Source organism: Pseudonocardia oroxyli (assembly GCF_900102195.1).
Taxonomy (GTDB): Bacteria; Actinomycetota; Actinomycetes; order Mycobacteriales; family Pseudonocardiaceae; genus Pseudonocardia; species Pseudonocardia oroxyli.
The window spans coordinates 215,630-236,511 of record NZ_FNBE01000001.1 but is presented as its reverse complement, the minus strand read 5'-3'; the positions used below and the strand labels follow the sequence as shown (position 1 = coordinate 236,511).

The window sequence follows — 20,882 nt, the reverse complement described above, 5'->3', positions numbered from 1 at the left end:
GGTGCTCACGAGGCCTCCACCACTCGGTAGATCTCGGTGAGGTAGGCCGCGCTGCGGTCCGACCCGATGATCCCGGGCGCCATCCGGTTCATCATGTAGGACACCGTCAGCCTGCGGTCCAGGTCCATGACGATCATGGATCCGCCCCAGCCGCCCCAGAAGCAGATCCGGCGGTCCGGGATGTAGGGCAGCGTCGTGGTCTCCGGCAGGCCGAACCCGATGCCCCAGCGCAGCGGCACGCCGAGCACCAGGTCCACGCCGTGCGCCTGCTCGCGGAAGATCAGGTCGATCGTCGCGGGGGAGAGCAGCCCCCGGCCCCCGCGCGAGATCGTCGAGAGGATCCGGGCGACCGACCGGGCGTTCCCGTGGCCGTTCGCGCCGCCGATCTCCGCCCGCCGCCAGGCGTCGGTGTTGGCCGCCGCGGCCTCGGCGGGCGGCCCCGTCAGCGTGCGCACCATCGGGCTCTCCAGGCCGGCGGCCTCGAGGTCGAAGGGCAGCGGCGGGGGCGGCACGACCTCCGCGATCCGGCCCCAGTCCTTCTCCGGGGCGCCGAGGGTGAAGTCCGCGTCCAGCGGGCCTGCGATCTCCTCGGCGACGAACGCGGTGAGCGTCCGGCCGTCCACCCGGCGGATCAGCTCGCCGAGCAGGTGCCCGAAGTTCAGGGCGTGGTAGCCGGACGCGGTGCCCGGCTCCCACCATGGGGCCTGGGCGGCCATCCGGGCCGCGGCGCGCTCGGCGTCGTACAGGTCCTCGAGGACCGCGGGCCGGTCCAGGCCGGAGACGCCCGAGGTGTGCGCCAGCAGGGCGCGGACCGGCACGTCCTGCTTGCCCGCCGCGGCGAAGTCCGGCCAGTAGCGCGCGACGGGGGCGTCGACGTCGAGCAGGCCGCGGTCGACCAGCATCAGGGCGGCGAGCGCGGTGACGGTCTTGGTCGTGGACCAGACGTTGACGATCGTGTGCTCGTCCCATGCCGTGGTGCGGGCGGGGTCGCGGAACCCGCCCCAGACGTCGACGAGGACCTCCCCGTCGAGGTCGACGACCAGCGACGCGCCGAGCTCCTCCCCGGAGTCGAGGTTCGCCTGCAGCAGTCGGCGCAGGCCGTCGAAGCGGTCGTCCTGTGTGCCCTGGAGTTCGGCCATGATCGTGCTCTCCTCGTCGAGTGCGTGATCGTGCGGGGGACTAGGGGCCTGCCGCGCCGCGCAACAGCGCGGTCACGGCGGTGCGGACCTTCTCCGCGTCCGGCTCCTCGCCGGTGAGCAGGTCCGCGTAGATGAACGACTCGGCGATCCTGACCACCAGGTAGGCCAGGTCGCCGAGGGGGAGGGCGGTGGGCAGGTGTCCGGCGCGGCACTCCTCGGCGAGGAGCCGCTCCACCTCCCCGACGACGTGCTGTTGCAGCGGGCTGGCCCTGGTCGTGATCAGGCGCAGCGCGCGCTCGGTCTCGCGGCGCAGGAACGAGCGGTAGTAGGGCGCGTCGATCAGGGCCTGGGCGAAGTCCTGCATGATCCGGCCGACCCGCTCCGGGCCGCGGCCCGGAGCACGCTGCGCCGCGGCGCGCAGGGTCGGGTCCGCGAGCGAGGTGAGCACGGCGACCAGCAGCCGGTCCCGGTTGCCGACCCAGCGGAACAGCGTGGTGCGGTCGACCCCGAGCGCGGCCGCGATCCCCTGCGCGTCGATCCGCTCACCCGCCATGAAGGCACGGCGGGCGAGCCGGACCGCGTCCTCGTGGGTGGTGTGACCGGTGACACTCACCGACGCAGCATAGGGCTGCGCTGATGCAACGGACAAGGAGAACGTTGCGTCAGGACGAGCTCCACGGGGGCGGCGGTCCCCACGTGCCCCGCGCGTACGGCTCGGGCTCGGTGCCGGGGTCGAGGATCGGCTCGACGATCCGCCACGCCTCCTCGATGGTGTCCATCCGGGCGAAGTGGGCCGGGTCGCCCGCCAGCGCGTCGGCGAAGATCCGCTCGTAGGGCGCATGGACCGGGCCCAGCACCTGGCGGAAGTCCGCGCCCAGGGGGAACTCCACCGGGACGTCCTCCTGGCCGGGCCGCTTCGCCAGCAGCGTGACCGTGACGCCGGCGTCCGGCTGCAGGCGCAGCGTGATCCGGTTGGGGGTCGAGGCGCCGAACAGCGCGCGCGGCGGCGGCTTCAGCACCACCACGATCTCCAGCGAGGTCTCCGGCAGGCACTTGCCCGCCCGCAGGTGGATCGGCACCCCCGCCCACCGCCAGTCGTCCACGTGCAGCACGACCGCGACGAACGTCTCCGTGGTGGAGTCCGGCGCCACGCCCGCGGTGTCGAGGTAGCCGTCGTACCGGCCGCGGACGACCTCGGCCGGGTCCAGCGCGCGGGTGGCCTTGAGCAGCCTGGACTTGGCGTCCCGCTGGTCGTCGGCGGCGTCGGAGAGCGGGGCGTCCATCAGCAGGTAGGCCATGACCTGCAGCAGGTGGTTCTGCACGACGTCCCGGACGGTGCCGACGGCGTCGTAGAACGAGCCGCGGTCGGCGACGTCGAAGTCCTCGGCCATGGTGATCTCGACCCGGTCGACCCACTCCCGGCTCCACAGCGGCTCGAGCAGGGTGTTCGCGAAGCGCAGGACCAGCAGGTCCTCCACCGGCTCCTTGCCGAGGAAGTGGTCCACCCGGAAGATCCGGTCCTCCGGGAAGTGCGCGTCCAGCCGGGCCTGCAGCGCGCGGGCGGAGGCCGGGTCGCGCCCGAACGGCTTCTCGACGACGAGCCGGGAGCGGTCGGCGAGCCCGACCGCCGCGAGCCCGTCCGCGACCGTGCCGAACAGGGCGGGCGGCACGGCCAGGTAGTGCACCGCGAACGCCGTGGGCCCGATCGCGCCGGCGAGGCGGGTGAAGGTGTCCGGGTCCGCGTAGTCCCCGGCCACCAGGGTGACCGACTTCTGCAGCCGGGCCAGCGCGTCGGCGTCCACCTCGGACTCCACGGCGTGCACGCAGTCCGCGATGTGTGCGCGCAGCCGTTCGTCGTCCCAGTCGGTGAGGGCCACGCCGACCACGGGCACGGTCAGCACCCCCCGCGCGACCAGCCGGTACAGCGCGGGGAGGATCATCTTCTTCGCGAGGTCCCCGGTCACGCCGAAGAGGACCAGCACGTCACCGGTGCGGGCGGTCACGACTTCTTCTCCAGGTGCCCGCCGAACTCGAAGCGCTGCGCCGACTCGACCTTGTCCGCGAACAGCTCGCTGCCGCGGCTGGCGAACCGGCTGTACAGCGCGGCGGTGAGCAGGGGCGCCGAGACACCCTCCTCGATCGCGGCGATGGAGGTCCAGCGCCCCTCGCCGGAGTCGGAGACCCGGCCCGCGAACTGGTCGAGCCGCGGGTCCTGGTGCAGGGCCTCGGCGGTGAGGTCGAGCAGCCACGACCCGACGACGCTGCCGCGCCGCCACACCTCGGCGACCTCGGCGAGGTCGATGTCCTCGTACGGGTAGTAGCGGGGCTCGCGCAGCGGGGCGGTCTCGGCGTCCGCGGCGGCCGGGCGCGCACCGACGCCGGCGTTGCGGATGACGTTGAGCCCCTCCGCGTACGCCGCCATCAGCGCGTACTCGATCCCGTTGTGGACCATCTTCACGAAGTGCCCCGCGCCCGACGGTCCACAGTGCAGCCAGCCCTGCTCGGCGGGCGTCGGGTCGCCGGTGCGGCCGGGGGTCCGCGGTGCCGTGGCGACGCCGGGGGCGAGCGTCGCGAACACCGGCTCCAGCCGGGTGACCGCGCGGTCCGGTCCGCCGATCATCAGGCAGTAGCCCCGGTCGAGGCCCCACACGCCGCCGCTGGTCCCGCAGTCGACGTAGTCGATGCCGTGCACGGCGGCCAGCTCGGCGCGGTCGATGTCGTCCCGGTACGAGGAGTTGCCGCCGTCGACGACGGCGTCCCCCTCGTCGAGCAGGGACAGCAGCTGTCCCACGGTGTCCCCGGTGATCGCGGCGGGCAGCATCAGCCACACCGAACGGGGCGCCTCCAGGCCCGCGACCAGCGCCTCCATCGAGTCGGCGCCGCGGGCGCCCTCGGCGACCAGCGCGGCGACGGCGTCCGCCGAGACGTCGTAGACGTGGCACTCGTGGCCCGCCCGCAGCAGCCTGCGGACCATGTTGGCGCCCATCCGGCCCAGGCCGACCATGGCGATCTGCATGCTTCTCCTCAGCGCTTGGCACGGGCGGAGCCGAGCGGTCCTCCCGCCACGAGCGCGCTCGGCGGGGCGGGCCGGTGCGTTACGGGCCCGCCCCGATCGGGTCAGTTCAGCTTGCGGGTGCCCTCCGGCAGCCCACCCCCGGCGTACACGTCCTCGGCGAGGGTCGCCAGGGCCGTGAGCGCGACGTTCTGGCTCCACGGGCCGTAGGAGACGCGGGCGACGCCGAGCCGCTGCGCGGCGTCGAGGCTGATCGAGCCGGGGATGCCGATGATGTTGACCTTGCGCTCGCCGAGGGCCTCGACGAGCCTGCCGACGGTGGTCTCGTCGAGCTTGCCGGGGGCGAAGAAGTTCGTGGCCCCCGCGTCGAGGTAGGCCCTGCCACGTTCGATCGCGTCCGCCAGCACGTCCTCGGGGTCGCGGTCGGCGCCGCGCAGGAAGGCGTCGGTGCGGGCGTTGAGCGCGAACGGGACCCCGGCCTGCTCCGCCGCGGTGACGGCGGCCTCGACGGCCTTCACCGAATCGCTGAGCGGCTTCATCTGGTCCTCGAGGTTCGCCCCGACGATCCCGACGTCGACGGCCCGCGCCACGGTGCCGCCCGGGTCGCCGTAGCCGCCCTCCAGGTCCGCCGTCACGGGCAGGTCGCCCGCGGTGCGCGCGATCAACCCGACCTCGGCGATCATCTCGTCCCGCGGGATGTTCTCGCCGTCCTCGTAGCCCCGGGCCGCGGCGATGCCGTGGCTGGCGGTGGCGATGGCCCGGGTGCCGGGTGTGTTCGCGACGACGGTCGTGGTGATCGCGTCCCACACGTTCACCACGAGCAGCAGCTCGGGTGCCGCGTGCAGGTCGCGCAGGAGCCGGGCCTTCTCGGTGGTCGTACTCATGACTCTCCTGTCCCCACGGGCGACCGGGTGTACGCCTCGATCACGACAGGCCCGGGCGGAGGACACGGTCGGGTCGGCGCGCACCCCTCCGGCGCACCGAACTCGTGAGTGGCGATGGTCGCCATAGCGACCATCGCCACTCACGGGGTCAGACCTGGGCGGGCAGCACGTGCTCCCCGGTCTTGTCCTGCGACAGGCACAGCGAGCAGATGTAGGCGTCGTGCTCGTGGCAGGCCATCATGTCCGGGCGCTCGATCGACTCGCCGCAGACGTGGCAGTCGAGGACCTCGCCCGACGGGTTGCCGTGCTCGTCGTACATCGGCAGGTCGATGCCGTCGTCCGTGCGGCGCAGGTAGTACCTGCCCTTCGTCGCGATCGCGAGCAGCGGGGGCAGCACCACGGCCAGGCCGATCGCCACCAGCGGGCTGTACGGCTGGATGCCGGACCCGAAGGCCCCGAAGAACACCAGGATCGACACGCCGGCCGAGACGAGCATCGAGCCGAAGCCGACCGGGTTGACGTTGTACAGCATGCCGCGGCGGAACTCGGGCTGGATGGGCGACAGCTTGAGCACGTACTTGTTGACCGCGATGTCCACGGCGACCACGACGATCCAGCTCATGCCGCAGTTGGCGTAGAAGCCGAGGATGGTGTTGAGGAAGTCGAACATGTTGGCTTCCATCAGCACCAGCGCGATGAGCAGGTTCACGCCGACGAACACCAGGCGGCCCGGGTAGCGCTTGGTGACCCGGGTGAAGGAGTTCGTCCAGGCCAGCGAGCCGGAGTAGGCGTTGGTGACGTTGATCTTGATCTGGCTGATCACGACCAGGACCACCGCCAGCGCGATGGCGGCCCACGGCGGCAGGAACTGGTTGTAGATCTCCAGGAACTGGTGGACGGGCTCGTTGGCCACGTCGGCGCCGCCGGCGACGTTCGCGATCAGGTAGACGGCGAGGAACAGCCCGACGACCTGCTTGATCGCGCCGAACACGACCCAGCCCGGCCCGGCGAGGATCATCGCGGTCCACCAGCGGCGCTTGTTCTCCGGGGTCTTCGGCGGCATGAACCGCAGGTAGTCGATCTGCTCGGCGATCTGGGCGATGAGCGAGAGGCAGACGCCCGCGGCGAGCATCACGGCCCCGAGGCTCGGCGCGCCCATGCCGGTCTCGCCCTGGTAGCCGAAGAACTGGCCGATCGAGTCCGGGTGCTGGACGAGCAGGTAGACGAACGGCGCGACCATCAGCACGAGCCACAGCGGCGTGGTCCACAGCTGCAGCTTGGACAGCAGCGACATGCCGTACATGACGAGCGGGAAGATGATGATCGTGGACAGGGCGTAGCCGATCCACGGCGGGATCCCGAGCCCCAGCTCCAGGCCCTGCGCCATGATCGAGCCCTCGAGGGCGAAGAAGATGAACGTGAACGTCGCGAAGATGACGTTCGTGACGACCGAGCCGTAGTAGCCGAACCCGGAGCCGCGGGTGATCAGGTCGAGGTCGAGGTTGTAGCGCGCCGCGTAGTAGGCCAGCGGGAAGCCGGACAGGAAGATCACGACGGCGAACACGAGGATGCCCCACAGCGCGTTGACCGTGCCGTAGGAGATGCCGATGTTGGCCCCGATGGCGAAGTCGGCGAGGTAGGCGATCCCGCCCAGCGCCGACACCGCCACCGTGCCGGTGCCCCATTTGCGATAGCTGCGAGGGGCGAACCGGAGAGTGTAGTCCTCGAGGGTCTCCTTGGCGGCCCCTGTGCGGGGTGCCGCTGTCGCCCCGGCGGTCGGCGGGGCCTCGTCGATGCTCATGGGGCAAGGGAACGCGGCGCCCCTAAACGTCCGCCAAGTGCGCGCTGACCTGCTGCAACGCTGCCGCGACCCGGGCCTGTTCGGGGGTGTCCGCGCGGCAGAGCGCCGCCAGCGCGGTCGCGCCGAAGGTCTCCGCGAGTCCGGCGAGGGTGTGGGCGGCCCGGGCCGCGGCGGCGGAGTCGGGGGTGCCGAGCGCCTCGACCAGCACCGGGGCCTCGGCGAGGAAGTCCTCGACGAGTCCGTGCAGGTCCGGCCCGGCCAGCGCGCGGAGCCGCTCGAGTGCCGCCGGGTCCAGAGGGGCGGGGCTCGGCGGCGCCGGGGGAGCCGCGGGACCCGGCGACCGGCGCGCCGCGCTGCGGGACAACGCCTGCGCGAGCTCCGCCGCGACCAGCGGCTTCGTGAGGTGGTCGTCCATCCCGGCCGCCAGACAGGCCGCCCGCCCGCCCGGTTCCGCGGTGACCGCGACGATCCACGGCTGCGGCCCGGGGAGGGCACGGATCCGCCGGGTCGCGGCGAGCCCGTCGAGCTCGGGCATCCGGACGTCCATCAGCACCACGTCGTAGGGCCGCTCCCGCACCGCCGCGACCGCCTCCAGGCCGTTGCCCGCGAGATCCGCCCGCTGCCCGAGCCGGTGCAGCAACAACAGCACCAGCCGCTGGTTCACCGGGTGGTCCTCGGCGACCAGGATCCGCGGGGTGCCGGGCGGGACCGGCTCGGCGGGGGCGTCGGCGAGTGCGCGGTACAGCGGCGCGGGCCGCACCGGCTTGGCGACGACGGCGGCGAAGCCCCGGTCCGTCGGCAGCCGGGTGAGGGCGGTGAGCAGCACGACCGGCATGTCCGGGCGCGCGTCCCGGACCGCGGCCGCCCACTGCGGCCCGTCGACCACCGCGACGTCGAACCGGCGTTCGTCGAGCCTACGCAGGGCGGCGGCCGCGCTCGAGGCCTCCACCACGTCCACACCCCACCCGCCGAGCCGCCTGCGGAGCTGGCGCAGGGTGCCGGGATGGTCGTCGACGACCAGGGCCCGCAGGCCGCGCAGGCCGCCGTCGTCGGGGACGGGATCGCGGCGGGCCGCGGTGGCGGCGGGCGCCCGCACGGTGAATGTCACGGTGGTGCCGACCCCGGGCGTGCTCCGTGCGGTGACCGCGCCGCCCATCAGCTCGCACAGCCTGCGACAGATGGCCAGGCCGAGACCGGTGCCGCCGTAGCGGCGCGCGGTCGAGGCGTCCACCTGCGTGAACGCGTCGAAGATGGCGTCGAGGCGGTCCGCGGGGATGCCGATCCCGGTGTCCCGCACGGTGAACCGCCACTCGCCGTCCCGCCGTCCGACGGTGACGACCACCTCGCCCGCCGCGGTGAACTTCACGGCGTTGCTCAGCAGGTTCAGCAGCACCTGCCGGATGCGGGTGACGTCACCCAGCAGGGCCTCGGGGGTGCCGGGCTCCAGCACGCACAGCAGGTCGAGGCCCTTCGCGGCGGCGTCGGCGGAGACCAGGTCCAGCGCGCCCTCCACGCACTCGCCGACGTGGACGGGCGCCCGCTCCAGGTCCAGCCTGCCCGCCTCGATCTTGGAGAAGTCGAGGATGTCGTTGATCAGCAGCAGCAGGCCGTGGGCGCTGTCGCGGACGATCTCGGCCAACTGCCGCTGCTCGGCGGCGAGGTCGGTGTCGAGCAGCAGCCCGGACATGCCGATCACCGCGTTCATCGGGGTGCGGATCTCGTGGCTCATCGCGGCGAGGAAGGCGCTCTTGGCCCGGTTCGCGGCCTCCGCCGCCTCGGCGGCGCCGACCAGCGCGTCCGCCGTCCGGACCCGGTCGACCACCTGCCCGAGCTGCGCCGCGACGTCGGTGAGCAGGCCCAGCTGCGCCGGGTCCCGTTCGGTGCGGCGCCCCGCGACGAACTCGAGCACGCCCACCGGCCCGCTCCCGACCCGGACCGGGATGCCGACGGCCGAGCCCGCCCACACCGGCGCGTCGGCCGCGCGGACGCGCTCGACCAGCGCGGGGTCGACCGCCAGGGTGCCGTGCTCGACGACCAGCCCGTCCAGGGTCGCCCGCCCCTGCGGCCACCCGGTGTGCCCGCAGACCAGGGCGAGCACCTCCCGGGTCGCGGTGTCCAGGTCCGTGGCGCGGTGCGCGGTGGCCGCCACGCGGTGCAGCAGCCGCAGGTCCGCCTCACGGGCCCGCACGCGTTCGGCCATCGCGTTGAACCGCCGGGCCAGCGCGCTGATCTCGCCCACGCCCTGGACCGGCGCGTGGACGTCCGCCTCCCCGGCGGCGATGCGTTCGGTGGCCGCGTCGAGCGCGCCGACGGGGCGCAGCACCGCGCGCCGGGTCCACACCACCAGCACCGCCATGCCCGCCAGCAGCAGCAGCGCCACGGTGATGGCCGCGGCGGACCAGCCGCGGGCCTGGGTGGCCGCGGCCGCGGTCTCCTGGGCCGTCCGCGCGTCCACGAGCGCGATGACCTGGCCGATCGGGTCCATGATCTCGTTCTTGGCGTGCAGGTAGGCGCTGTCGTAGAGCAGGGCCTGGTCGCGCTCCCGGAAGGCGCGCTCCTCGATCTGCGCCAGGGCGTCGGACCGCTCGCGGGCCGTGGCGAGCAGCGCCTGCTCCTGCGGGGTGAACCCGGCCCGGGCCGCGAGGGTGGTGAACGCGACCGGGGGATCGAACGGGGTGGGACGGACCCCGGTGTCACTCACGACGTCCCAGTAGATGCCGTCGTAGTCCACGGGCCGCGGCGCCGTGCCCGCCCGGATCGCCAGGATCTCGCGGAACCAGTCGAGGTAGCGGGGGTCACCGGTCGCGACGTAGGAGCGGGCCATGCGGGTCAGGTCGTCCGAGGTCTGGCGCAGCTCGTAGGCGAGCCGCAGCGACTCCGTCCGGCGCTGCTCGGCCGCGGTCGCGGCCTGCATGCTCTGCTCGGCGGCCAGGCTGACCAGCAGGACGACGGCGAGCAGCACCGCCCCGAGGCCCATGCCGACCGGGAGGAGCTGTTTCAGCGAGCGTCGGGACACGGCCTAGGCACCGATCCGTCCCCGCTGGACCTCGCGGCGCAGGGCGTCGATCTCGGCCTGCAGGGCGGCCTCGCGCTCCTCGACGAGCCGTCGCAGGCCCTCGCGCTCGGCGTCCCGGAGTCGCTTGGCCGCGAGCGACGAGCGCAGCCGCGCGCGCAGGATCGCGGCCCCGAACGGCTTGGGCAGGTAGTCGGTGGCGCCGAGCTCGATGCACCGCACCACGCTGTCCATGTCCTGCACGGCGGACACCATGATCACCGGGAGGTGGGCGGTCGCCGGGTCGGCCTTGATCTCGGCGAGGGTGGTGTAGCCGTCGAGCACCGGCATGAGCAGGTCGAGCAGGACGACGTCGTACTCGGCGCCGGCGAGCGCCTCCAGGGCCTGCTCGCCGTCGGCGACGGCGTGGGCGGTGTGCCCCAGCTCGGTCAGCGCCGTGACCAGCAGCCTGCGGTTGAGCCCGCTGTCGTCCACCACGAGGACCCGGCCGGGCTCGTCCGCGGTCGGCTCGGCCGCGGGCGCGGGCAGCACGACCCGCGGCGGTGTCCAGGTCAGGGCCGGGTCCTGGCGCAGGATCGCCTGCTCCAGCGCGCGCAGCCGCGCGCCCGGCTCCAGACCGAGCTCGTCGGCCAGCACGCGGCGCCCGTCGCGGTAGACCTCCAGGGCCTCGGCCTCCCGCCCGCAGCGGTGCAGCGCCAGCATCAGCTGCGCCCGGGAGCGCTCCCGCAGCGGGTGCGTGCGGACCCGGCGCTCGAGGCCCGCCACCTGGTCCGCGTGGTGCCCCAGGGCCAGCTCGGCCTCGGCATGGTCCTCGGCGGCGCCGAGGCGCAGCTCCTCCAGTCGCGCGGCCTCGGTCCGGGCGAACGGGGCGTCGGGCAGCCCCGACAGCGCGGGCCCGCGCCAGAGCGCCGCGGCCGCCCCCAACAGGTGGGCGACCTCGTCCGGCTCGTCGGACTCGCGGGCGCGGCGGAGGAGATCGGTGAACACGTGCGCGTCCACGGCGTCCGCCGCGACCGCGAGCCGGTAGCCCGGTGCCTCAGTGACCAGGACGCGGGCCGGAGTGCCGCGGGGCCGGTCGGGTTCGAGTGCGCGACGGAGGTTGGAGACGAAGACCTGCACCGTGGCCGTCGCGCGGGCGGGTGGGTCGTCCGGCCAGAGGTCGTCCACCAGCTGGTCCTGCGAGACGACCCGACCGGCGCGCAGCAGCAGCGAGGCGAGCACGGCGCGCTGCTTGGGCCCGCCCAGCTCGAGGCGGGTCCCGCCCCGCCAGGCCTCGACCCGGCCGAGCACGCGGAACTCGATCGCGTCGGCCACCTCGCGAGCATGCGGACGCCGTGTTCCGGCCGTGTTTCGCGCACGTGACCATGCGGCTCCGCCGCTCGTGAGTGGGCCGGGGGACGGCAGCGGCGGAGCCGCGGGGCGGGTGGACCCGGTGGTGCTCTGGCACCACTTACCACGCACGGGCGGCGGAGCCGCATACTCGGGGCATGTCGCTGACCGGGCCCGAGATCGCCGCGATGATCGACCACGCCGTGCTCAAGCCGGAGCTGACCCGCGCCGAGGTGGACGCCGAGCTGGCGACGGCGGAGCGGTACGGCGTGTTCAGCGCCTGCGTGCGGCCCTCGGACGTGGCGCACGCCGCCCAGGTCCTCGACCGCGTCGCGGTCTGCACGGTGATCGGGTTCCCCCACGGCACCACGTCGACCGCGGCGAAGGTCGCCGAGGCGCGGCAGGCGATCGCGGACGGCGCGGTGGAGCTGGACATGGTGCTGCACATCGGGTGGCTCCGCAGCGGGATGATCGCCGAGGTCGAGGCCGACATCGCGGCCGTCGTCGCGGCCGCGGGCGGGCTCGTGGTCAAGGTCATCCTGGAGACCGTGTTCCTGTCCGACGCCGAGATCGTGGCCGCCTGCGGCGCGGCCGAGCGGGCCGGCGCGTCCTTCGTGAAGACGTCCACGGGGTTCGCGGGCGGTGGGGCCACGGCGGCGCACATCGCCCTCATGCGCGCCTCGGTCGGCCCGGCGGTGCAGGTCAAGGCCTCGGGTGGGGTGCGGGACCTGGCCACACTCCAGGGGCTCTACGACCTGGGGGCCACCCGGTTCGGCACGAGCGGGTCGGCGGCACTGCTCGACGCGGCCGCGGGGCTCGACGTCCGGTCCGAGGCGTCCTCGTACTGACGCCCGCTCTTACCGAACGATCGTTCAAGCCGTAGGGTCGGATCGTCCGTCCCGACGTCGTGAGGATCGCTCGATGGAGCTCGAAGGTCAGATCGCCCTGGTCACCGGCGCGAGCTCGGGGCTCGGTCGCCGCTTCGCCACGGTGCTGGCCGGGGCGGGTGCCGCGGTCGCCGTCGCGGGCCGCAGGCTGGACCGGCTGACCGAGCTGGTGGCCGAGATCGAGGCCGCAGGCGGACGCGCCCTGCCGGTCCGGCTCGACATGGCGGACGCGGCCGCGCTGGCGGGCGCGGTGGACGTGAACATCTCGTCGATGGCCGCGCACGACTACCGCCACGACGGCGCCGCCGGGCTCTACTCGGTGTCCAAGGCCGCGATCGAACGGATGACCGAGGTCCACGCCGTGGAGTGGGCCCGGTACCGGATCAACGTCAACGCCATCGCCCCCGGCGCGTTCCTCACCGAGATGATGGAGGGCATGATCGGGCGCCTGGGGACCAGCGAGCAGGAGCTGGCCGAGCGCTGGCCGCGCGGGCGGTTCCCGAGCCCGGAGCTGATGGACTCCACGCTGCGCTACCTGGTGTCCCCGGCCTCCGACGCGGTCACCGGCACGATCGTCAAGATCGACGACGGCCAGCACGGCCGCTAGATCAGGTCGCTGCGGCTGAGCACGCCCACGAGCCCACCCTCCTCCACCACCGGGAGGACCCGGAACCCGCGGTCGACGACCAAGGCACGGGCCTGGTCCAGCGGGGTGCCCGGGTGCACGACCGTCGGGTCGCGTGTCATCGCCGCGCCCACGGTGCGGGGCAGGACGCCGCGGGTGCCGTCGAGCGGGTCCCGCATGAGGTCCGCCTCGCTGACGATCCCGACGACGGCGCCGTCCGGTTCGGTCACCGGCAGCGCGCTGAACCGGTGGGCCAGCAACAGCTCCACGGCGCGCGAGCACGGCGTGGTCGGGTCCACGGTCACGAGCCCGGTGCGGGTCATGACCTCGCCGACGGTCGTCGCCCCCGCCACCGCGGGCCTCGGCGGCCGGACGGGGGTGGGGTCCGGCAGCGTCGGCCGGAAGAGCCGCCCGAGCCTGCCCTGTGCCCTGCGCGGCCCGCGGAGCAGGTCGCTGCGGGTCACGATGCCGACCAGGCGGCCACGCTCGACGATCGGCATCACCCGCAGCTCGCCGTAGGTCCGCATCCGGTGCGCGACGACGGCCGCGCTGGTGGTGGGGGACAGGGCCAGGACCTCGGTGGTCATGATCCCGCCGACGGTCCCGTCCGAGTCCTGCTCCCGCGCCCGCAGCACGTCCACCAGGCTGACGATCCCGACGAGCCGGTCGATGTCCCGCACCACCGGCAGCGCCGAGAAGCCCGTCGTGAGCATGCGTTTCTCGGCCCGCTCGATCGGGTCCTCCGCATCCACGGTGAGCACCCGCCGGGTCATGACGTCACGCGCACGTACGGCCATCGTCGCCAGGTTAGAGGATCAGAAGTCCGCGCCCGAGGTCGTCGGGGCGGGCTTGAGGCCGAGGTGCTCCCGCAGGGTGGTGCCCTCGTACTCCGTCCGGAAGACACCGCGCTCCTGCAGCAGCGGCACCACGGTGTCGGCGAACTCGTCCAACCCGCCGGGCGTGACGTGCGGGACCAGCACGAACCCGTCGCTCGCGTCCGCCTGGACGAACTCGTCGAGGGCCTCGGCGATGCGCTGGGGCGTGCCGATGAAGTTCTGCCGCCCGGTCACCTCGATGATCACTTCGCGGGTGGACAGCTGCTTCGCCTCGGCGAGCGCGCGCCACTCGTTCGCCGTGGCGATCGGGTCCTTGTACATCCGCACGCTGGCCCGTCCGCGGGAGATCGTGTTCTCGCCGACGACCGGGTCGACCGTCGGCAGCGGGCCGTCGGGGTCGTGGTCGGAGAGGTCGCGGTTCCACAGCTGCTCGAGGAACTTGATCGCCGTGGCCGGGCTGACCTGCTGGTAGCGGACGTGGCGGGCCCGCTCCTGGGCCTCGGCGTCGGTGTCGCCGAGCACGAAGGTCGCGGCGGGGAGGATCTTGAGGTCCTCGGGGTCCCGACCGTACTTCGCTAGGCGCCCCTTGACGTCGGCGTAGAAGGCCTGGCCCGCCTCCAGGGTGCCGTGCCGGGTGAAGATCGCGTCCGCGCCGGAGGCGGCGAACTCGCGGCCCTCCTCGGAGTCCCCGGCCTGCAGGATCACCGGGCGGCCCTGGGGGCTGCGCGGCACCGGGAAGCGGCCGTCGATCGCGAACTGGTCGGTGTGGATCGAGAACTCGCCGGTGGGCCGCCAGAACTCGCCGGTCTCCTTGTCCGCCACGATGCCCGCGTCCGGCGCCCACGAGTCGAACAGGGTGAAGGCGGCGGCGAGGAACTCCTTGGCGCGGGAGTACCGCTTCTCCTGCGGGAGGAAGCCGCCGCGGCGGAAGTTCTCGCCGGTGAACGCGTCCCAGCTGGTCACCACGTTCCAGGCGGCGCGCCCCGCGGACAGGTGGTCCAGCGAGGCGAACTGGCGGGCCACCTCGTAGGGCTCGTTGAAGGTCGAGTTGATCGTCCCGGCGAGCCCGAGCCGATCCGTGACGGCGGCGAGCGCGGCCAGGATCGTGAACGTGTCCGGGCGCCCCATGACGTCGAGGTCGTAGATCTCGCCGCCCTGCTCGCGCAGCCGCAGGCCCTCGGCGAGGAACAGGAAGTCGAACCGGGCGCGCTCCGCCGTCTCGGCGAAGTGCTGGAAGGAGGAGAAGTCGATGTGGCTGCCGGAGGCCGGGTCGCTCCACACGGTGGTGTTGTTGACGCCGGGGAAGTGCGCGGCGAGATGGATCTGCTTGCGCGGCATGGTCTCTCCCTCTCAGACGGCGGCGTAGCGGTTGGTGGGCCGGGGCAGTCCGAGCAGCCCGCGCAGGGTGTCCGCCTCGTAGGCGGTGCGGAAGGCGCCGCGCCGCTGCAGCTCCGGGACCAGCCCGCGGGTGACCTGCGGCAGGTCGTGGTCGACCGATCCGGGGCGCAGCCGGACACCCGCGAGCCCCGCGGCGTGCCACTCCTGCACCAGGTCCGCGAGCTCCACGGGCGTTCCGACGAACACGTGGGCGTCGCTCACCAGCTCGCGACCCAGGTGCGCGTCCATGCGCGCCTTGCGCTCCCGGGCCTCGGACGCCGTGTCGGCCAGGAACACCACGACGTCTCCGAACACCAGCGGCGAGCCCGGGATCTGCGCCCGGATCCCGGCGACGTCCGCGGCGGACCCGGGGGTGACGAACCCGAGGTCGCACGAGGACCCGACGAGCTCGAAGGCCACCTCGCGGTGCGCGAGCGCGGCCACCAGCGGCTGCCCCTGCGGCGGGCGCGGGGTGATCGACGGGCCGCGGACGGAGAACCGCGGGCCCGCGAAGTCGATGTAGTGCAGCTTGTCCCGGTCCACGAACCGCCCGGTCGCGGCGTCCCGGATCTCGGCGTCGTCCTCCCAGGAGTCCCAGAGCCGCCGGATCACCTCGACCCAGTCCGCGGCCTCGGCGAACAGCTCCGCGCGCGTGTCGTCCGTCCCCAGGTCCGGGCTCGGGCGGTGCGGGCCGACCAGCGCGAACTCGTCCGCGCGCGAGGAGACCCGCACCCGCACCCCGGCCCGGCCCCGGCTCGCGTAGTCCAGCGTGGCGACGGCCTTGGAGAAGTGGAAGGGCTCGGTGTGCGTGGCGACCGCGGTGGGCACGAGCCCGATGTGGCGGGTCAGCGGGGCGACCCGGGCGGCGACCAGCGTGGCGTCCAGCCTGCCGCGGACCTGGTCGGTGCGGTCGTCCGGCTCGAACGGGCGCGAGGACTGGACCGCGAAGGTGTCCTCGAACGTCACGAGGTCCACCAGCCCGCGCTCCGCCTCCTGGACCAGACCGGCCCAGTAGTCGGCGGAGAACAGCGCGGTGGGCCGCGCCTCGGGTTCGCGCCAGGATGCCGGGTGCCAACCCGTCCCTTCGAGGGCGACGGCCAGGTGCAGTGTCATGTCGGCGGCTCTCTGCTCGGTGCGGTGCTCGCTGCGGTGCGACTCGATGGTCAGGGACGGCCGACGGGACAACCCGTGGTGGTGACGCGGCAGCAGTCGATCCACCGCCGCTGCGTCAGCACCCCGGGAAGCACGTCATGAACCCTAACCGCGCACCGGGGCCGGATCGACGCCGTAAGGTTCGAGACTGTGGCGAGCACGACACCGGACGCGGACGGCGTCCGCCTCACCTACGACCGCGCGGGCGACGGGCCAGCGGTGCTGCTGTTGCACGGCTGGCCGGGGGACCGGCAGGACTTTGCGGCGGTCGCGGACCGGCTGCACGCGGACGTCCTGCGGCCCGACCTGCGCGGTTTCGGCGAGTCCGATCTGCGGGGGGACCCGGGCGCGACCGGGCAGGTGACCTCGCTGGTGCACCTGCTCGACGAGCTGGACCTCGACCGCGTCGTCGTCGGCGGGTACGACGTCGGCAGCCGGGTCGCCCAGCAGCTGGCCACCACCCATCCCGACCGGGTGTCCGCGATGGTGCTCGCCCCGCCGCTGCCCGGCGCCGGCAGGCGGGTCCTGGAGCCCACGTCGGTCGAGGAGTTCTGGTACCAGTCCTTCCACCAGCTGCGGCTCGCCGAGGAGCTGGTCGACGGCAGCGTCCCGGCCGCCCGCACCTACCTGCGGCACTTCTGGGAGCACTGGTCCGGCCCGGACTTCACGGTGCCCGGGGAGCACCTCGACCGGCTCGCGGCGCACTACGGCCGCCCGGGGGCCTTCACCGCGTCGATCGGCTGGTACCGGGCGGGGTCGGGGACGGTGCGCCGGGCGCTGTCCGAGCAGCCGCCCGCCCGTCGGATCGGCACCTGGACCGTGGTGCTCTGGCCCGAGTTCGACCCGCTCTTCCCGCGGGCCTGGGCGGACCGGGTGGGGGAGTGGTTCAGCGCCGCGACCGTGCGCCCGCTGGACGGGGTCGGCCACTTCTCCCCGGTCGAGGCGCCCGCCGCCTGGGCCGAGGCGCTCACGGAGGTGCTGTAGATGGTCCCGCTGTCGATCCTCGACCTCTCGCCGGTGCCGCGGGACGGCACGGCGGGGGACGCCCTGCGCAACTCGATCGACCTCGCGCAGGTGGCCGAACGGGCCGGCTACCACCGGTACTGGGTGGCCGAGCACCATCTGAACGAGGGCGTCGCCTCGGCGTCCACGCCGGTGCTCGTCGCGCTGATCGCGTCCGCGACCTCCACGATCCGGGTCGGCTCGGGCGCGGTGCAGCTGCCGAACACCCGGCCGCTGCAGGTGGCCGAGCAGTTCGGCACCGTCGCCGCGGTGCACCCGGGGCGGGTGGACGTGGGGCTGGGGCGGTTCGACCTGCACCGGATCCTCACGCTGCTGAAGAAGGGCTCGTCGGGGCGGCGCGGCGGCACGCCGGTGCGGACGCGGGTGGTGGACGGCCTGCTGCTCCCCGAGCCCGGCCGGGTCGAGTCCGATCTCGCGCTCTACGGCTGCCTCGCCGCCCTGCTGGGCTTCGACGCCGAGCAGACCCCGCCGGACTACGGGGCGGAGGTCGACGAGGTGCTGTCCTACTTCGCGGGCACGGCACCCGGGCCGCGCGGCGAGCGGCTGACGGTCACGCCCGCGCTCGGGGCGGACGTCGAGGTCGTCGTGCTCGGGTCCACGCCGGGGGACAGCGCGCGCGTCGCCGGGCAGCGTGGGCTGCCGTTCGCGGTGAGCTACCACCTCGTCCCGCACCTCGTGCTCGACGCCGTCGAGGCCTACCGCGCGTCCTTCCGGCCCGGCCGGGTGGCCGAGCCGTACGTGATCGTGTCCGCGGACGTCGTGGTCGCCGAGTCCGACGACCGGGCACGCGAGCTGGCGGCCCCCTACGGCCAGTGGGTGCTCGACATCCGCTCCGGCCGCGGCGCGCGCCCGTACGTGACGCCGGAGGAGGCGCTCGCCCGCCCGTGGACCCCCGAGGAACGCGCCGGCGTCGCAGACCGGGTGGACAGCCAGTTCGTCGGGTCGCCGATGACCGTGCGCGGCGGCCTGGAGACCCTGGTCAGGGTCGTCGGGGCGGACGAGCTGCTGGTCACCACGATCACCACCGAGCACGCCGACCGCGTCCGCAGCCACGAGCTCCTCGCCGAGGCCTGGCACTGAGCCTCGCCCAGGCTCCCGGTGTCCCGAGTCGGGACACTAGAGCCCCGCTCGCCGGGCGCGGTCGACCGCCTCGGCCCGGCTCTGGACCTGCAGCTTCGCGAAGACGGCGGACAGGTGGTTGGTGACGGTCTTGGGCGCCAGCCCGAGCCGGGTGCCGATCGCCGTCGTGGTCAGGCCCTCGGTCAGCGCCTGCAGCACGTCCCGCTCCCGGGGGGTCAGCTCGGGCAGCGGGACGGAGGGGCCCGCCGCCAGGCCGAGGACCCGCCGCGCGACGCCGGGGCCGAAGATCGCCTCGCCCGCGGCGACGGCCTCGATCGCCCGCACGATCTCGTCCTGGCCCGCGCCCTTGAGCACGTAGCCGCGCGCCCCCGCGCGCACGGCGGCGAAGACCGAGTCGTCGTCGTCGAACATCGTGAGGACGAGGACCGCGACGTCCGGCGCGGCCCTGGTGATCTCGCGGGCGGCGGAGACGCCGTCGAGGTCGGGCATCTGCAGGTCCAGGACCAGCACGTCCGGCTTCTCGACCACTGCGGCGCGGACCGCCTCCCGGCCGCCGGACGCCGTGCCGACGACGGTGATCCCGGCCCGGGACCCGAGCAGGGCGGACAGCCCGTCGCGCACCACGGGATGGTCGTCCGCGATCACCACGCGCACCGTCACCGGATCATCTCCGACCTGTCGATCCGCTCTTCGGTGTCGAGGTCGACCGGCCCCACCGCGCGGGGGAGGTGGGCGACCACCCGGCCACCCGTCGGCGTCGGGCCCGCGTCGAGCGTGCCGCCCAGCTCCGCAGCCCGCTCCCGCATCGAGGTCAGGCCCACGCCGGGGCGCCAGACGGGACCGGGCGGGCCGGCATCGGAGACGGTGAGCTGCAGATGGTCGGTGAGGTCGAGGCGCACCTCGACCGGGCCCGCGCCGTGGCGCACCGCGTTGGTCAGGGCCTCCACCGCGATCCGGTACGCGATCGACTCGACGGCCGCGGGCAGGGGCGGGAGCTCCGGCGCGACGACCGTGACCGCGGGCAGCTGGGCCGCGTGCCTGCGCAGCGCCTCGACCAGGCCGAGCTCGTCGAGCGCGGGCGGGCGGAGGCCGTAGACGATCCGACGGACGTCCGCGATCGCGTCCGTGGCGGCGGCCCGCAGCGCGGCGAGCACCCGGGACGCGGCCGCCGGGTCGGCGGCGACGAGGTTGCCCGCGGCGTCGGCCTGGAACGAGATGCCGGTGAGGGCTGGGCCGAGCCCGTCGTGCAGGTCGTGGCGCAGGCGCCTGCGCTCCTCCTCGCGGGCGGCGACGATCTCCGTGCGGGACCGCTGGACCGCCTCGGACAGCGCGGTGGCGTGCACGGCGACGGCGATCGGGGCGGCCAGGACCTCCAGGGCGGCGCGGTCGGCCCGGGACAGCCCGCCCTCCCCGCGCCGCACGCCCACCCGCAGCTCGCCGACGGCCTCGCCGCGGGAGACGAGCGCGACCGACTCGCCCGTGCCGTCCGGCCACGTGCCGGACCCGGCGAGCTCGACCCCGCCGCGGACGACCGCCGCCGCGGGGAGCCGCAGGGCCGCGCAGACCGCCGCGCACACCCCGGCGAGATCGTCCGCGGAGCGCAGCGCCCCGCCCATGTGGCCCAGCGCCCGGACGGGGTCGTCGCGATCGCCGTACAGCGCCCGGTCCACCCGCCGTTGCAACCGGCGCCGCACCGGCTCGAACGCGACGGCCACGAGCACCGTGACCAGCACGGACGTCTCCCGGTCCGCGCCGCCGACGGCGCCTCCCGCGGCGGCGACCAGTCCGGCGAGGATCCCGACGACCGCCGCGCTGAGCAGCACGTAGACCACGGTGCGGGACAGCACGAGCCGGATGTCGAGCAGCTGGTGGCGGAGCACGGCGATGGCGATGGCGGTCGGGACGAGCGCGATCGCGAGCAGCTGCAGGACGGGGCCGAGGCCGAACAGCCCCCAGGGCACCATCATCACCACGACGCCGACCAACGCCCAGACCAGCCACAGCAGCTGCCGCCTGCGCTGCTCGTCACCGCGGCGGTAGCGGATCACGAGCCCCACCACCGCGGACACGAACACCACGAGGTTCGCGATCTCGGCGAGGGTCCACAGCGGAGCCAGCGCCGCGTACCCGGGCAGCACCAGCCAGGGGTCGATCGGCGTCCCGCCCGGCTCGGCGCCGGAGTCCAGCGCGAACAGCGGCGCGTTGACCAGGGCGAGGACCACCGGTGCCCGCCAGATGCGGCCCGGCAGCAGCCCGTCCGGGAAGGCCAGCAGGGCCAGCGGCAGGAACACCGCGATCGAGAACGGCCAGGCGTACGCGACGAGCGTGGCGGTCGTCCGCAGCACGGGTTCGGGCCAGCCCGCCGCTGCGCCGGCCACACTCAACGGCACCCCGACGCCCGACGTCGACTGGCACACCGCCGCCCCGAGCAGCAGCCTGCCGACCGGGTTGGCGGGCCGTTGCCAGGCGATCAGGAACCCGGCGACCCCGCAGGACAGCCCGATCACCAGGTTGGTGACCACGAACGCGTCGACCAGGTCCGCGAGGGTCAGCCCCGCGGCGGGGGCGAGCGCGAGCGCGGCCGAGACCTCGGCGAGCACGACCGAGAAGAGGACGAACGCGGCGCGGGGGGTCATGGTCGTCGAGTCTGGGGTGCGGGGGACGCGGCCGGCCCGGGCGGACTCCCGGGTCCGGCCGGGCGGGTTCCCGGGTCACCCGGGGAG

General features: G+C 74.2%; 17 protein-coding genes. 4 read left to right on the top strand and 13 right to left on the bottom strand.

What is annotated here, in order from left to right; all coding sequences use genetic code 11:
* Window positions 1-5: 5 nt before the first annotated feature.
* From BLS43_RS01125 to BLS43_RS01090, 8 genes are all read right to left on the bottom strand, one after another.
* Window positions 6-1,139, bottom strand: coding sequence for a serine hydrolase domain-containing protein (locus tag BLS43_RS01125; protein WP_093075151.1), 1,134 nt, complete (start codon window positions 1,137-1,139; stop codon window positions 6-8).
* Window positions 1,140-1,179: 40 nt separating this feature from the next.
* Window positions 1,180-1,752: a QsdR family transcriptional regulator gene (locus BLS43_RS01120; RefSeq protein ID WP_245707227.1), complete on the bottom strand. Its 573-nt coding sequence runs from the start codon at window positions 1,750-1,752 to the stop codon at window positions 1,180-1,182.
* Window positions 1,753-1,801: 49 nt separating this feature from the next.
* Window positions 1,802-3,142 (bottom strand): glucose-6-phosphate dehydrogenase, encoded by a 1,341-nt coding sequence (zwf, locus tag BLS43_RS01115; RefSeq protein ID WP_093075148.1) that lies wholly within the window; start codon window positions 3,140-3,142, stop codon window positions 1,802-1,804.
* The gene (gene gnd / locus BLS43_RS01110) at window positions 3,139-4,155 is read right to left on the bottom strand and encodes a phosphogluconate dehydrogenase (NAD(+)-dependent, decarboxylating) (RefSeq protein ID WP_093075145.1); all 1,017 of its coding nucleotides are present in this window, start codon (window positions 4,153-4,155) and stop codon (window positions 3,139-3,141) included. The genes zwf and gnd overlap by 4 nt, the downstream gene beginning before the upstream one ends.
* A 101-nt stretch (window positions 4,156-4,256) precedes the next feature.
* Window positions 4,257-5,036, bottom strand: coding sequence for an isocitrate lyase/PEP mutase family protein (locus BLS43_RS01105; protein WP_093075142.1), 780 nt, complete (start codon window positions 5,034-5,036; stop codon window positions 4,257-4,259).
* Between the two features lie 148 nt (window positions 5,037-5,184).
* A complete protein-coding gene (locus tag BLS43_RS01100) occupies window positions 5,185-6,837 on the bottom strand; it encodes a purine-cytosine permease family protein (RefSeq protein WP_093075138.1) in 1,653 nt (550 codons plus the stop codon).
* 22 nt (window positions 6,838-6,859) lie between these two features.
* The gene (locus tag BLS43_RS01095) at window positions 6,860-9,853 is read right to left on the bottom strand and encodes a hybrid sensor histidine kinase/response regulator (protein WP_093075135.1); all 2,994 of its coding nucleotides are present in this window, start codon (window positions 9,851-9,853) and stop codon (window positions 6,860-6,862) included.
* Window positions 9,854-9,856: 3 nt separating this feature from the next.
* Window positions 9,857-11,164 (bottom strand): BTAD domain-containing putative transcriptional regulator, encoded by a 1,308-nt coding sequence (locus BLS43_RS01090; RefSeq protein ID WP_218129669.1) that lies wholly within the window; start codon window positions 11,162-11,164, stop codon window positions 9,857-9,859.
* A gap of 173 nt (window positions 11,165-11,337) precedes the next feature.
* Here BLS43_RS01090 and deoC point away from each other — a divergent pair, with 173 nt between their 5' ends.
* Together deoC and BLS43_RS01080 are read left to right on the top strand one after the other, a co-directional pair.
* Window positions 11,338-12,027: a deoxyribose-phosphate aldolase gene (gene deoC / locus BLS43_RS01085; RefSeq protein ID WP_093075132.1), complete on the top strand. Its 690-nt coding sequence runs from the start codon at window positions 11,338-11,340 to the stop codon at window positions 12,025-12,027.
* Between the two features lie 73 nt (window positions 12,028-12,100).
* Window positions 12,101-12,673 (top strand): SDR family oxidoreductase, encoded by a 573-nt coding sequence (locus BLS43_RS01080; RefSeq protein ID WP_093075129.1) that lies wholly within the window; start codon window positions 12,101-12,103, stop codon window positions 12,671-12,673.
* Here the strand turns inward: BLS43_RS01080 and BLS43_RS01075 are convergent.
* Genes BLS43_RS01075 through BLS43_RS01065 form a run of 3 tightly spaced genes read right to left on the bottom strand, consistent with a single transcriptional unit; the run spans window position 12,670 to window position 16,017 of the window.
* A complete protein-coding gene (locus tag BLS43_RS01075; RefSeq protein ID WP_093075126.1) occupies window positions 12,670-13,488 on the bottom strand; it encodes a CBS domain-containing protein in 819 nt (272 codons plus the stop codon). The genes BLS43_RS01080 and BLS43_RS01075 overlap by 4 nt on opposite strands.
* Before the next feature lie 18 nt (window positions 13,489-13,506).
* On the bottom strand, window positions 13,507-14,865 hold the full coding sequence (locus BLS43_RS01070) for an NtaA/DmoA family FMN-dependent monooxygenase (RefSeq protein WP_093075122.1): 1,359 nt from the start codon (window positions 14,863-14,865) through the stop codon (window positions 13,507-13,509).
* Window positions 14,866-14,877: 12 nt separating this feature from the next.
* Entirely contained in the window at window positions 14,878-16,017 is a 1,140-nt protein-coding gene (locus BLS43_RS01065) for an LLM class flavin-dependent oxidoreductase (protein ID WP_093076045.1), read from the bottom strand.
* Between the two features lie 189 nt (window positions 16,018-16,206).
* On the opposite strand from BLS43_RS01065, the gene BLS43_RS01060 reads away from it, so the two are divergent.
* Both BLS43_RS01060 and BLS43_RS01055 read left to right on the top strand, forming a co-directional pair.
* The gene (locus tag BLS43_RS01060) at window positions 16,207-17,040 is read left to right on the top strand and encodes an alpha/beta fold hydrolase (RefSeq protein WP_093075119.1); all 834 of its coding nucleotides are present in this window, start codon (window positions 16,207-16,209) and stop codon (window positions 17,038-17,040) included.
* Window positions 17,041-18,159, top strand: a complete 1,119-nt coding sequence (locus BLS43_RS01055) for an LLM class flavin-dependent oxidoreductase (RefSeq protein WP_093075115.1) — start codon at window positions 17,041-17,043, stop codon at window positions 18,157-18,159.
* Window positions 18,160-18,195: 36 nt separating this feature from the next.
* Here BLS43_RS01055 and BLS43_RS01050 read toward each other — a convergent pair whose 3' ends face one another.
* Together BLS43_RS01050 and BLS43_RS01045 are read right to left on the bottom strand one after the other, a co-directional pair.
* Window positions 18,196-18,819, bottom strand: a complete 624-nt coding sequence (locus BLS43_RS01050) for a response regulator transcription factor (RefSeq protein ID WP_218129668.1) — start codon at window positions 18,817-18,819, stop codon at window positions 18,196-18,198.
* A complete protein-coding gene (locus tag BLS43_RS01045) occupies window positions 18,816-20,795 on the bottom strand; it encodes a sensor histidine kinase (RefSeq protein ID WP_093075112.1) in 1,980 nt (659 codons plus the stop codon). Before BLS43_RS01045 ends, BLS43_RS01050 begins: the two co-directional genes overlap by 4 nt.
* Window positions 20,796-20,882: the final 87 nt, after the last annotated feature.

Bases quoted from the DNA above. Each gene is read 5' to 3' on its own strand.
- BLS43_RS01045 (WP_093075112.1), bottom strand. From the start codon at position 20,795: ATGACCCCCCGCGCCGCGTTCGTCCTCTTCTCGGTCGTGCTCGCCGAG.
- BLS43_RS01070 (WP_093075122.1), bottom strand. From the start codon at position 14,865: ATGCCGCGCAAGCAGATCCATCTCGCCGCGCACTTCCCCGGCGTCAAC.
- BLS43_RS01105 (WP_093075142.1), bottom strand. From the start codon at position 5,036: ATGAGTACGACCACCGAGAAGGCCCGGCTCCTGCGCGACCTGCACGCG.
- BLS43_RS01125 (WP_093075151.1), bottom strand. From the start codon at position 1,139: ATGGCCGAACTCCAGGGCACACAGGACGACCGCTTCGACGGCCTGCGC.
- BLS43_RS01100 (WP_093075138.1), bottom strand. From the start codon at position 6,837: ATGAGCATCGACGAGGCCCCGCCGACCGCCGGGGCGACAGCGGCACCC.
- gnd (WP_093075145.1), bottom strand. From the start codon at position 4,155: ATGCAGATCGCCATGGTCGGCCTGGGCCGGATGGGCGCCAACATGGTC.
- BLS43_RS01065 (WP_093076045.1), bottom strand. From the start codon at position 16,017: ATGACACTGCACCTGGCCGTCGCCCTCGAAGGGACGGGTTGGCACCCG.
- deoC (WP_093075132.1), top strand. From the start codon at position 11,338: ATGTCGCTGACCGGGCCCGAGATCGCCGCGATGATCGACCACGCCGTG.
- BLS43_RS01055 (WP_093075115.1), top strand. From the start codon at position 17,041: ATGGTCCCGCTGTCGATCCTCGACCTCTCGCCGGTGCCGCGGGACGGC.
- BLS43_RS01080 (WP_093075129.1), top strand. From the start codon at position 12,101: ATGGAGCTCGAAGGTCAGATCGCCCTGGTCACCGGCGCGAGCTCGGGG.
- BLS43_RS01075 (WP_093075126.1), bottom strand. From the start codon at position 13,488: ATGGCCGTACGTGCGCGTGACGTCATGACCCGGCGGGTGCTCACCGTG.